The following is an 11520-nucleotide window of genomic DNA, read 5'->3' on the forward strand; positions in this document are numbered from 1 at the left end:
AAAGGTACTCCGGGGATAACAGGCTGATACCGCCCAAGAGTTCATATCGACGGCGGTGTTTGGCACCTCGATGTCGGCTCATCACATCCTGGGGCTGAAGCCGGTCCCAAGGGTATGGCTGTTCGCCATTTAAAGTGGTACGCGAGCTGGGTTTAGAACGTCGTGAGACAGTTCGGTCCCTATCTGCCGTGGACGTTTGAGATTTGAGAGGGGCTGCTCCTAGTACGAGAGGACCGGAGTGGACGAACCTCTGGTGTTCCGGTTGTCACGCCAGTGGCATTGCCGGGTAGCTATGTTCGGAATAGATAACCGCTGAAAGCATCTAAGCGGGAAACTAGCCTCAAGATGAGATCTCACTGGAACCTTGAGTTCCCTGAAGGGCCGTCGAAGACTACGACGTTGATAGGTTGGGTGTGTAAGCGCTGTGAGGCGTTGAGCTAACCAATACTAATTGCCCGTGAGGCTTGACCATATAACACCCAAGCAATTTGAGTCGAAAGGCCAGATTGCGGTGTGTGAAGACGAAGATGAACCGAAAGTTCGACGCTCACAAACACCACGATCTATCACATACCCAATTTGCTGAAGCGAGACCAACTGGTCACGACTCAGTACCCGAATTTCTTGACGACCATAGAGCATTGGAACCACCTGATCCCATCCCGAACTCAGCAGTGAAACGATGCATCGCCGATGGTAGTGTGGGGTTTCCCCATGTGAGAGTAGGTCATCGTCAAGATTAAATTCCGAAACCCCAATTGCGAAAGCAGTTGGGGTTTTGTTTTGGGCGCTCGAAAAGTGTCCACCTTGTCCCCGCACGCCTGTCCGCCCCCACCTGCGACCTGACTGGCCCGACAAATTTGCACAGTTATTTCTGAGCGACACCACTAGAATAGCCACCTAACCATTATTAGAGTCAGAGCCCTATCTATGCCCGATCCGGTTGATGCCCGCGAGGTGTCGGATTTACCGCTAGACGATCTGGTGGCATGCCATGAGTGCGACTTGCTGATGCGCAAACCAACGCTCGCCCTCGGCGAAAAAGCCCAATGCCCACGTTGTGGTTACGAGCTATACGCTCATCGGCACAATGTGGTCGAGCGCAGCCTCGCCTTGGTACTGGCAGCCCTGCTGCTGTACATCCCCGCGAACTTTTTGCCCATCATGCAGCTCAATCTACTCGGGCAGTCCTCGGAGGACACCGTGTGGAGCGGCGTGGTCGGCCTGTTCGATACCGGTATGCAAGGCGTTGCCGCCGTAGTGTTCCTGTGCAGCATGGGCATCCCCTTGCTCAAGCTCCTGTGCCAATTGGCAGTGCTGCTCAGTATTCGCTGGAACATAGGGCGCAATTACGGGCTGCTGCTATACCGCATCTACCACCACATGAAGGATTGGGGGATGTTGGAGGTCTACTTGATGGGTGTGCTGGTGGCGATCGTAAAGCTCGCCGATATGGCCTCCATCACCATTGGCCTGGGTCTGGTCTGCTTCGTCAGTTTATTAATAGTCCAAGTTCTGCTTGAGGTGGTGATGTCACCTCATCAGATCTGGCAAGCGCTGTCAGGAGAGGATGACCATGCGGGCGATTGATGCAGGCATTCTGATTTGTACCGAATGCCATGAGTTGAACAAGCAGGAAGCGGATACCTATGAGCAACTCTGCACCCGTTGCGGCGCGTTGATCCATGCCCGTCGCCCTAATAGCCTTGCACGCACCTGGGCACTGTTGATCACCGCCGCAATCCTGTATATCCCCGCTAACCTGTTACCCATCATGACGGTCAGCTCCCTCGGCCAAGGCGACCCCAGCACCATCATGTCGGGTGTCATCCAATTGGTGCAGCACGGGATGTTTCCTATCGCTGCCGTGGTGTTCATCGCCAGTATCCTGGTACCGACCTTCAAGTTGGTCGGCATTGGCTTGCTGCTGTTCTCGGTGCAGCGTCACCAGCCACTGTCCGCGCAACAACGCATTGTGATGTATCGCTTTATCGAATTCATTGGGCGTTGGTCCATGCTGGATATTTTCGTGATCGCCATCCTGGTGGCGGTCGTTAACTTTGGGCGACTCGCCAGTGTCGAGGCCAACCTCGGCGCTGCGGCGTTCGCCAGTGTGGTGATCTTGACGATGCTTGCCGCAGTAACTTTCGATCCCCGACTGATTTGGGATAACACGGAGTCGGACGACGACCATGAGTGATTTGCCTAAAGCTAAAACCCGCCCAGCCTCTAACTGGTCGGCCATTTGGGTGTTGCCCCTGATTGCCCTGATCATCGGTGGCTGGCTGGGGTGGCGTGCCTATTCCCAGCAAGGTATCGAGATTCAAGTTCGCTTTGAGAGCGGTGAAGGCATTCAGATCAACAAGACCGAAGTGGTCTACAAAGGCATGACCGTGGGCAAGGTCAAAACCCTGGCCCTGGATGACGAGGGCAGCAATCGCGGGGTGATCGCCACCATCGAGATGAACAAGGACGTTGAGCAGTACCTGAAGACCAACACCCGCTTCTGGTTGGTCAAGCCCAGCGTCAGCCTTGCCGGCATCACCGGCTTGGAAACCCTGGTTTCAGGTAACTACATCGCCGCCAGCCCCGGTGACGGCGAGCCCACGCGCAAGTTCAAGGCGCTCTCCGAAGAACCGCCGTTATCCGACGCCAAGCCCGGCTTGCACCTGACCCTCAAGGCCGATCGCCTGGGCTCGCTGAACCGTGGCAGCCCGGTGTTCTACAAGCAGATTCAGGTCGGCCAGGTTAAAAGCTACCTGCTGTCTGAAGACCAGAGCACCGTCGAGATCAAGGTCTATATCGAGCCGACCTACGCCAACCTGGTGCGCAAACACACGCGTTTCTGGAATGCCAGCGGCATCAGTATCGACGCCAACCTTTCCGGCTTGAAAGTGCGCAGCGAATCCCTCTCCAGCATTGTCGCCGGAGGTATCGCCTTCGCCACTCCTGAAAACCGCAAAGACAGCCCGCCCACCGACCCGAGCCTGCCTTTCCGCCTATACGAAGATTTCGATGCCGCCGCAGCGGGGATCAAGGTCAAGGTCAAGCTCACTGACTTTGAAGGCCTGCAGGCCGGGCGTACGCCGGTCATGTACAAAGGCATCCAGGTCGGCAGCCTGAAAACCCTGAAGATCGATCCGGACCTGTCCAGCGCCAGCGCCGAGCTGACCCTCGATCCATTGGCTGAAGATTACCTGGTCGAAGACACGCAATTCTGGGTGGTCAAGCCGTCCATCTCCCTGGCAGGCATCACTGGCCTGGAGGCCTTGGTCAAGGGCAACTACATCGCGATTCGCCCAGGCGACAAAGGCACCCCGCCACAACGCGAATACGTAGCCCGCGCCAAGGCCCCGCCTTTGGACCTGCGTTCCCCGGGGCTGCACATGGTGCTGCTCACCGACAGCCTGGGCTCGTTGGATGTCGGCAGCCCGATTCTGTACAAACAGGTCAAAGTCGGTTCGGTGCAGAGCTACCAGTTTTCACGCAAGAAAAAACAGCTGGTGATCGGCGTTCATATCGAGAAGGAATACGAAAGCCTGGTCAACGGCTCGACGCGCTTCTGGAATGCCAGCGGCGTCACCCTTACGGGCGGCCTCACCGGCGGCATCCAGGTCAAAAGCGAGTCCCTGGCCAGCCTGATGGCGGGTGGTATCGCCTTCGAAACGCCGGAACCGAATGTGCCATTGAAACATCGCATCCCGCGCTTTCGCCTGTATGCCGACCGTGATGCCGCCAACCAGCACGGCACTCTGGTGACCATCAAAGTCGACCGCGCCGACGGCCTGAGCGCCGGCACACCGGTGCGCTTCAAGGGGCTGGATGTGGGCAAGATCGAAAGTGTCGACCTCAGTGCCGACATGCAGTCGGTGCTGCTCAAGGCGCGTATCACTCAGGTTGCGGACCGCATTGCGCGTACGGGCAGCCAGTTCTGGGTGGTCAAGCCGGAACTGGGGCTGATGAAGACGGCTAACCTGGAGACCCTGGTCACCGGCCAATACATCGAGGTGCAACCGGCCGCGAAAAACGCCGGCCCGCAGAAGAGTTTTGTCGCCCTGGCCCAGCCGCCCGAAGCAGTGCATCAGGAGGCTGGCCTGAGTCTCACACTCAGCGCCGCCCGCCGTGGTTCGTTGAAGGAAGGGGTACCGGTCACCTACCGTGAAGTGACGGTCGGCAAAGTCACCGGCTATGAGCTCGGCCAGACCGCTGACCGTGTGTTGGTGCACATCCTGATCGAGCCCAAGTACGCACCTCTGGTACGCAGTGGCAGCCGCTTCTGGAACACCAGCGGCTTTGGCCTCGACTTCGGCTTGTTCAAGGGCGCGACCGTGCGTACCGAGTCCCTGGAAACGTTGGTGGCCGGCGGGATCGCCTTTGCCACCCCGGATGGCGAGCGCATGGGTAACCCGGCACGGCCGCAGCAGACGTTCCCGTTGTTCGACAAGTTTGAGGATGAGTGGCTGACCTGGGCGCCTAAGATTCCACTCGGTAAATAAACCGAGGCGCGGCTATCGCGGGCAAGCCCGGCTCCCATAGTTGGAATGCATACTTGCTGAAAATGCATATCCCTGTGGGAGCCGGGCTTGCCCGCGATGAGGCCCAGAAACACACCGCAAATCCCAAACCGAAAAAAAGGCCGCGATCCAAAGGATCGCGGCCTTTTTGCCTTTCAGTACAACCCGTCAGACTTCATCCAGCTCCGGCTCGTCCGCCTGTACATTCATCGTCGCCTTCACCACATCATGGCGACGGATGTACTTCCAGTCCGCCTCATCGATGTAGATCCCGTTCGGCCCGCTGCCGCCTTCCAGGTCAATCGCCACCTGGGCGGACACCTGCGGCTTCACACTGGCCAGGATCGGTACAAAGCCCAATTGCAGGCTGGTTTCCAGCAAGGCGGCCTGGTTCTTCTCATCGATGTCTGCCGCTTCATCGAGGTAGTACGGCAACCGTACGCGACCGGCCTGGTCGCGGTCCATCAAGTGCAGCAACAGGTACATGTTGGTCAGTGCCTTGATGGTCATGGTGGTGCCGTTGGACGCAGCGCCGTCGATGTCGGTATGGATCACCGGCTGGCCGTTGACCTTGGTGATCTCGAACGCCAATTCGAACAAGTCCTTGAGGCCCAACTGGTTATGGTTGGCGGCTACCAGGCGAGCCAGGTATTCCTTGGCTTCTTCGTTCTTGTTGTCCTGTTCGGCGCTCTGGCTGAGGTCGAACACCGAGAGGGTCTCGCCTTCTTCATACTGACCGGCACTGTGGATGATCTGGTCGATATGCTTGAGGGCTTCCTTGTTCGGCGCCAGCACGATGCGAAAGCTCTGCAGGTTGGACACCTGGCGCTTGTTGATCTCGCGGTTGAACAGCGCCAACTGGTGTTCAAGGCTGTCGTAGTCGCTGCGGATATTGCGCAGGGTACGGGCGATATCGGTGACCGCCGCACGACGTGCCTTACCAAGCGTCAACGCCTCATCGGTGCGGTGCGCATAAGCGTTGATCAGCAGCTGCAGGCGACGCTCCATGTCATCTTCGCTGTCGAACTTGGCCACGCCCTTGAGACGCACCTGGGCGTACAGCGCTTCGATCTGGCCATCGGCGCGCAGCAAGCCCTGCCAACTGTCCTGATAGTCATTAAGCAGCGGCAGCAGGTTGTCCATGGAGTCGTCGACCGGGTCCATGAATGGCGTGCCGAACGGCAGGTCCGCCGGCAAGAGCTGACGACGGCGCAAGGCGTCATCCAGCGTGCGTTGCTTGGCTTCCATATCGCCGATCTGACGGCCGACCAGTTGCAGCTTGGCCGACAGTTGCTGAACGCGCTCGGTAAAGGCATCGCTAGAGCGCTTCAGCTCATCCTGGGCCGCTTCCATTTGTGCGAGGTTTTCCAGCTTCTCGCCTTCTTCGGCGCTCAGGGTCTGGGTGCGGCGGAAGTCTTCCAAAGCCTTCTGGGCGTCCAGCACCTGCTGGTACAGCGCTTCGGTCTGGGTCTTGCTTGCGGCGCGGTCGGACGCCACGGCCTGCTGGGTTTTCAGTTGCTTGAGTTCTTTTTCCAGACGTTCTTTCTGGTCACGCAACGCGGCGCGGTCCGCCAGGGCTTGCAGTGCCGGCGGCTCGATGTGCGAGATATCGATGGACAGCCCCGGCACTTCAAAACGCTCGCCCTTGAAGCCATCGAGGATCTGCTCCAGGGATTTGACCCACTGGCCGTCCTCGTCCAGCGTGATGCCATGTTCGCCCAGCGGCAGGCTGAACAACGAGCTGTTGAACAGGCGCATCAGGCGCTCGACATCCTGCTGCGAGAACTCTTCGCGCAGCTTGGCGTAGCTGTTGTTGTCCGCGTGATCGAGCTGCTGCTTGACCGACTTCAAGCGCTTTTCCAGGTCGCGCAGGCGCTCGTCCAGGTCCTCGGCGGTGAACTGTCGCGACTGCGCCAAGGCGCCCGCCAGTTCATCGTGGGCGTCCTTGGCGGCGAGCAGTTGTTGCTCCAGCACCTTGACGTCATCCACCAGGGCAAAGCGATGCTTGAGCACCGACAACTCGCCCAACCAACGCTGGATGCCACTGATTTCCCGCTCCAGGCGCATCAGCTCCTGTGTGCCGCCGCGCTGGTCGTTTTGCAGCGCGTCCTGCTCGTTGCGGTAGTGTTCGGCCTGGATGGTCAGCTCTTCCTTGCGCGCACTGGCGTAGTCCGACCAAGTGCCCAGCAATGAATCCAGCAGTGGCGACAGGCGATGCAGTTTGCCGCGCAGGGCGTCGCGCTGTTTCACGCCATTGGCCAAGGCTTCAACCAAGGGGCCGGCTGCCACCAGCGAGTTGTAGTCCTGCTCCATGCGTCGCACATCGCGGAAGGCTTCTTCACAGGCTGCGATGTAATCGACACTGCCCGAACGCAGGCTGTGTTCGAAGGCATCAAGGAACAGTTGCTTGAGCTTGGCCGCGGTGATTTCGCGCATGTGTAGCAGGTTGATAAACAGCGCGCGGAACGTCTTCAGGCTCTGCTCGCTGGTGGAGCGCAGCGGAATCAGGGTCAGGTCCAGCGGGATCGACGTATGCCCGCCTACCAGCAAGCGCCGCAGCTCATCAGGCTTGAGTTCGTAGGCTTTGAGGCCCTCGCGCTCAAGGTTGGTGAACAGCTCTTTCTGGCGCAGGCAGGTGTCGTTTTTCTGGTAGTGGGCCAGGTCCAGCTTGCCGGCGTAGGCAAAAAACTGATGACCAAAGCCGCCGCCCGGGCCGCGGCCGACCACGCCGATGACGTGGGGGCCGTGGGGCAGCGAGACTTCTACCAGGATGTAGCTGGTGTCGGTGGCAAAGTAGAAGCGCCGTGATTGTTCCAGGGTGTACTTGCCGAAGCTCATGTCCGACATACGTGCCAGGATCGGGAACTGCAAGGCGTTGATCGAGGCGGATTTACCCAGGTTGTTGGCGCCGTACACCGACAGCGGCTCTTCCAGCGGGAACAAACCCAGGCTGTAACCGGCGGTGTTCAATAGGGCGAAGCGGCGGATGCCGTAGCGTTCCTTACTCATGCGTCGGTCTCCTGTTCTTCGGCAATGGCACGGGCCAGGGCATCTTCTTCGCTTTCCTCAGTGAAGGCGCTCAAATCCAGCGGGTCATCGGTCTTCAGCAGTTTCTCATCGCTGTCTTCGTCGATAATCACCGGTGCTGGCAGTGGCAGTACGCTGTGCACGCTGGCGGCGAGGTCGCGGTCTTGCTGCACCGACAGGCACACATCCAGGAAGCGGTGCATCGGCGGCAGGAAACGGTAGATACCGTTGTCTTCGCTGGCAAAACCCAGTTGGGTCATGCGGCGCATGATTTTTTCTTCGAGTTCTTCCTGGGTTTGCACCTCGGCCTGGATAAACAGGTCACGGTATTTCTCCAGCAACGAAGGCAATTCATCACGGCCCAGGCTGCCGCCGTCGAGCACGGCAACCGGGTCGCGGCCTTGGTCGGCCAGGTGTTCGACGATGATGAAAGTAAACAAGGCCAGGCGCTGGGCGGTTTTGTTCACCTGCGCGGCAGCCACGGCGGTGTCCGGGACGAAGTAGTAGAAACCGCGGGTATCGCATACCAGCTCAAAGCCCAGCGCCTTGAACAGCGTGCGGTACTGGTCCTGGAAGTTCGACAATTGCGCGTACAGCTCCGGGTCGCGGCGGCTGACGTGGTAACCCTTGAACAGCTCGCGAAAGATCGGCGCCAGTTGGGACAGTTCGGATAGATCAAGATGCATAAGGCGTGCTCGCAGAATTCTCGGTGGCATCGACGCCGGCCGGGAGCAGGGCGAAGGAGCGCAGGCTGACCTGGTGCTCGTGGGTGTGGTAATCGCGACGTTCCAGGCGCTCGCGCTTGAAGCGTTTTTCCCGGGACAGGCGCGAGAACCAGTACAGCAATTCATCGGTGGCGCCGTCCGGTTCCTGCTCCAGCAGCCAGGTCATCAGGTCCGGCATTGGCAACGCGTCTTCGCAGCGTTCAAGCATTTCCTTGACCGTACGCGGTGCGCGCGGGGCTTCGCCTTTGTGCGACTTGTGCGCCTTGGGGAAACGCGCCGGTTTCGGCTCGAAATTCGCCAAGGCGTACACATAGGCTTCGACCTGGCTGGCACTGCCCAGGAAGGTACTTTGCGGCCGCGTGAACATCGGCATCGCCGCTTGCGGCACCGCGTCCAGGCCTTTGCGGCGAATCGCCGACAGGGCCAGCGCCGCACCGCGAGTCACGGCGTTATGCCGGCGTGCTTCTTCACGCAGCGGCAGCAGCAACTCCCGTGCATGGCGCAAGGTCAGCTGGGCGCTGGTTTGCATTTCGAGAATGCGTGCGTGGGTGCGCAGCAGCATGTCGTCGTCCACCAGGTGGCCAAGACGCTGTTGCTCGGTGAGCATGCGCAGCAGCACGTTTTCCACCTTGCGCACGCCTTGCTCGAAGGCGCCGTCGGCGTTCACCAACTGGATCATCGGCTCGACGTATTCGTCCCAGGTCGCCAGTACTTCGGCGTAGCGCTGGCGCAACGGAATCTGGCGGTCGCTGGTCTTGGCGCGGTCAGCCACGGCGGCGAGGGCCTGTTCGTCGTTGGCAAGTTTTTTCAGCACGTCGCGCACGCGCATATCCAGCAGGCGCAGTTGCCGAGCCAGGTCATGGCCGTCGCGGATGTCGAAGGCGTCCTGGATATAACCGGCCAGGCGCTCCAGGTGGCGCAGGTAGGCTTCGATTTCCAGGCACAGGCCAAGCCGGTGCTCCTTGCGAAGATAGGCGAGGAAGTCGTGGATCTGCGCGTTGAGCTCGAAACGGTTCGGGCTCTTGGCGACAGGTACCAGGATATCCAGGCGAATCCACACGTCCAGCAGGCTGGTGATGTCCTGGGGCGTGCTGTCCAGTTGTTGGGCGGCCAATTGCGCGCGCAGCTCGCCCAGGCTCAGGGTGCCTTGGTCGAAGTGTTCGCACAGAGGCTCAAGTAAGGCCCAGTGTTCGGCGAGGGCGCGCAGGACGCGCTTGGGTTCGATCATGGGAATGGCCGGCTGGTTGGCGATTAAAAGTCGCGATTGTACTGCATCAGGCGCGGGATTTATCCACAGCCGGTCAGTGCGCAGTGGGCGATTGTGGCCGAACAGCGGTAGAATCCCCGCTCTTTACTTATCCACAAGTGGCCGAGCTGTGCTTATCGAGTCCCGACGTCGCGCTTACTTGACCGCCATGCAGGTGGTCAACTGGCTGCCCCGCACCGAACTGCCGTTTGCCGCACCATCGCGGCCCGAGTTGTTGCAGGCGCTTGAGCCCTACGAGGCGTTCGAGTCGTCGGGAGAAGAGGCGGCCGCGCCCGTGGCGGTGGTCAAACCCACCCCAGAGACGCGCCCGGCGGTCGAGCGGGCCAAGATCGAAGTGCCGCGCCCTGCGCCGGCGACCAAGGCTGCCAAGGTGGTGGAGGAGGCTGCGCCGGTGGCCAAGGCGCCAGTGGTGCCGCCGCCACGCTTTGCCCTGCAATTGCTGCGGGCCGGGCGTTGCCTGTTGCTGGTGGAACTGCCGACCGGCGAGCGTTTCCAGTCCCGCGACCCGGCCTACCTGTTGCTCAAGGACATGCTGCGCGCCGCCGGCCTGCCTGACAGTCCTCAGATCGTCGGTGAGCCGGTGCGCTGGCCGCTGCTGGTGCGCGGCACCATGGACCAGGGCCCGGAGGCCGCACGAGATTTCGTCCAGGGGTTTGTCTCGGCACGCCTGGAAGACGAGCCCTGCGTGTGCCTGTGGCTGATTGGCCTGCCCGCCGTGCGGTTTGCCGGTGAAGCCAACGCCGAGGCCTGGTACCGCGAGCTGCAGGTTGAAGGCCTGGGTTCGGTGTGGGCCCTGCCGGGCCTGGAATTATTAATGGAAGAGCCACAGCGTAAGGCTGATGTCTGGCAAGCCATGCGCCGGCTGATGGCGCGCTGGAAAACAACTGATGAGTGAGGCTTTATCCTTTCGCCCGATGACCGAGGCTGACCTCGACGCCGTGCTGAAAATCGAATACGCGGCGTTCAGCCACCCGTGGACCCGCGGGATTTTTCTCGACGGGCTGGGCAAGTACCAGATCTGGCTGATGTTCGAAGGCGAGCAGCAAGTGGGGCACGGGGTGGTGCAGATCATCCTCGATGAAGCGCACCTGCTGAACATTACCGTGAAACCGGAAAACCAGGGCCGTGGTTTGGGCCTGGCGCTGCTCGAGCATTTGATGTCGCGTGCCTATGCCGCCAATGCGCGAGAATGCTTCCTCGAAGTGCGGGACAGCAATACCGGCGCGTTTCGCCTGTATGAGCGTTATGGCTTCAACGAGATCGGCCGTCGCCGGGATTACTACCCCGCTGTGGGTGGCCGCGAAGATGCAGTCGTGATGGCCTGCACCCTGGTTGATTAAATACACAGCCCCCTATGTGCAGAGCCTCTGTGGGAGCAGGGCTTGCCCGCGATGCAGGCACCTCGGTTTTCAAGTAACGCCGCAGTGATACCATCGCAGGCAAGCCAGCTCCCATAGGGTCAGCGCTTGCCGTTCAGTGGGTCCAGATCAGCCAGTTCCGCCTCATCCAGGCCACTCCCGCCGCCAATGTCATTTTCTCTCACGACGCTCAAGTCATAGTCGGCGGCATTGTCTTCGCCTTCCTCCTGCGCATCTCGTGCGCCGTCCTCACGGATCAGCGTCTGCGGGCTCATATCGTCATCGGTGGATTCATGATCATCCGTCGAAGCGCCGGTCAGCCCGGCTTCGCGCACCCGTTCGTCGGGCATCAGATGGTCGCGCTCACGGCGCGGCAACTCGTCGCCGATTTCCGCAGTCTGGTCCTGCTCGTCAAAATCCAGCTCGCGCATCTCACCCATGCGGTCTTCGTTGTCATCGATCGGTTCCGGCTGTGTTGCGCCGTAGGGACGTCGTGATTCAGTCATGGCCAATCCTCATACTGTGGGGCTTATAGTGTGTGGACAGGCATGGCAGCCAAAAAATTCAAGCTAATTAGCGCCTGGCGTGACCCGGACGAGGGCTTGTCAGTCACAAACCTGCGCATCATT

The 11520-nt window shown here is 60.1% G+C and carries 9 protein-coding genes and 2 rRNA genes (1 of these 11 running past the window's edge); 7 read left to right on the top strand and 4 right to left on the bottom strand.

Features of this window, described 5'->3' with window-relative positions:
* From GH769_RS28345 to GH769_RS28365, 5 genes are all read left to right on the top strand, one after another.
* Window positions 1-472: ribosomal RNA gene (locus tag GH769_RS28345) — 23S ribosomal RNA — on the top strand (it extends 2420 nt beyond the left edge of the window).
* 151 nt (window positions 473-623) lie between these two features.
* Window positions 624-739, top strand: a 5S ribosomal RNA gene (rrf, locus tag GH769_RS28350).
* Between the two features lie 191 nt (window positions 740-930).
* On the top strand, window positions 931-1590 hold the full coding sequence (locus GH769_RS28355) for a paraquat-inducible protein A (RefSeq protein WP_014716779.1): 660 nt from the start codon (window positions 931-933) through the stop codon (window positions 1588-1590).
* Entirely contained in the window at window positions 1577-2200 is a 624-nt protein-coding gene (locus tag GH769_RS28360; protein ID WP_032902198.1) for a paraquat-inducible protein A, read from the top strand. Before GH769_RS28355 ends, GH769_RS28360 begins: the two co-directional genes overlap by 14 nt.
* Window positions 2193-4496, top strand: a complete 2304-nt coding sequence (locus GH769_RS28365) for a PqiB family protein (protein ID WP_019817032.1) — start codon at window positions 2193-2195, stop codon at window positions 4494-4496. Before GH769_RS28360 ends, GH769_RS28365 begins: the two co-directional genes overlap by 8 nt.
* A gap of 186 nt (window positions 4497-4682) precedes the next feature.
* On the opposite strand, the gene mksF is transcribed toward GH769_RS28365, so the two are convergent.
* The 3 genes from mksF to mksB are packed head-to-tail and all read right to left on the bottom strand — an operon-like array spanning window position 4683 to window position 9494.
* Window positions 4683-7523 (bottom strand): Mks condensin complex protein MksF, encoded by a 2841-nt coding sequence (gene mksF, locus GH769_RS28370; protein WP_032902200.1) that lies wholly within the window; start codon window positions 7521-7523, stop codon window positions 4683-4685.
* Window positions 7520-8227: an Mks condensin complex protein MksE gene (gene mksE, locus GH769_RS28375; protein WP_014716783.1), complete on the bottom strand. Its 708-nt coding sequence runs from the start codon at window positions 8225-8227 to the stop codon at window positions 7520-7522. The genes mksF and mksE overlap by 4 nt, the downstream gene beginning before the upstream one ends.
* Window positions 8217-9494, bottom strand: coding sequence for an Mks condensin complex protein MksB (gene mksB / locus GH769_RS28380; protein ID WP_014716784.1), 1278 nt, complete (start codon window positions 9492-9494; stop codon window positions 8217-8219). The genes mksE and mksB overlap by 11 nt, the downstream gene beginning before the upstream one ends.
* 187 nt (window positions 9495-9681) lie before the next feature.
* Between mksB and GH769_RS28385 the strand changes: the two genes are divergently transcribed.
* Both GH769_RS28385 and rimI read left to right on the top strand, forming a co-directional pair.
* Window positions 9682-10428 carry a hypothetical protein gene (locus GH769_RS28385; RefSeq protein ID WP_014716785.1) on the top strand — a complete coding sequence of 249 codons (747 nt, stop codon included), beginning with the start codon at window positions 9682-9684 and terminating at the stop codon, window positions 10426-10428.
* Window positions 10421-10873 carry a ribosomal protein S18-alanine N-acetyltransferase gene (gene rimI, locus GH769_RS28390; protein ID WP_003188286.1) on the top strand — a complete coding sequence of 151 codons (453 nt, stop codon included), beginning with the start codon at window positions 10421-10423 and terminating at the stop codon, window positions 10871-10873. The genes GH769_RS28385 and rimI overlap by 8 nt, the downstream gene beginning before the upstream one ends.
* Before the next feature lie 119 nt (window positions 10874-10992).
* On the opposite strand, the gene GH769_RS28395 is transcribed toward rimI, so the two are convergent.
* Window positions 10993-11397 carry a hypothetical protein gene (locus GH769_RS28395; protein ID WP_032902201.1) on the bottom strand — a complete coding sequence of 135 codons (405 nt, stop codon included), beginning with the start codon at window positions 11395-11397 and terminating at the stop codon, window positions 10993-10995.
* Window positions 11398-11520: the final 123 nt, after the last annotated feature.

It is taken from the genome of Pseudomonas sp. CFSAN084952 (genome assembly GCF_009648855.1).
Lineage (GTDB): Bacteria > Pseudomonadota > Gammaproteobacteria > Pseudomonadales > Pseudomonadaceae > Aquipseudomonas > Aquipseudomonas paracarnis.

Coding starts and splice junctions, on each gene's coding strand:
- GH769_RS28355 (WP_014716779.1), top strand. CDS start 931: ATGCCCGATCCGGTTGATGCCCGCGAGGTGTCGGATTTACCGCTAGAC.
- GH769_RS28360 (WP_032902198.1), top strand. CDS start 1,577: ATGCGGGCGATTGATGCAGGCATTCTGATTTGTACCGAATGCCATGAG.
- GH769_RS28365 (WP_019817032.1), top strand. CDS start 2,193: ATGAGTGATTTGCCTAAAGCTAAAACCCGCCCAGCCTCTAACTGGTCG.
- mksF (WP_032902200.1), bottom strand. CDS start 7,523: ATGAGTAAGGAACGCTACGGCATCCGCCGCTTCGCCCTATTGAACACC.
- mksE (WP_014716783.1), bottom strand. CDS start 8,227: ATGCATCTTGATCTATCCGAACTGTCCCAACTGGCGCCGATCTTTCGC.
- mksB (WP_014716784.1), bottom strand. CDS start 9,494: ATGATCGAACCCAAGCGCGTCCTGCGCGCCCTCGCCGAACACTGGGCC.
- GH769_RS28385 (WP_014716785.1), top strand. CDS start 9,682: ATGCAGGTGGTCAACTGGCTGCCCCGCACCGAACTGCCGTTTGCCGCA.
- rimI (WP_003188286.1), top strand. CDS start 10,421: ATGAGTGAGGCTTTATCCTTTCGCCCGATGACCGAGGCTGACCTCGAC.
- GH769_RS28395 (WP_032902201.1), bottom strand. CDS start 11,397: ATGACTGAATCACGACGTCCCTACGGCGCAACACAGCCGGAACCGATC.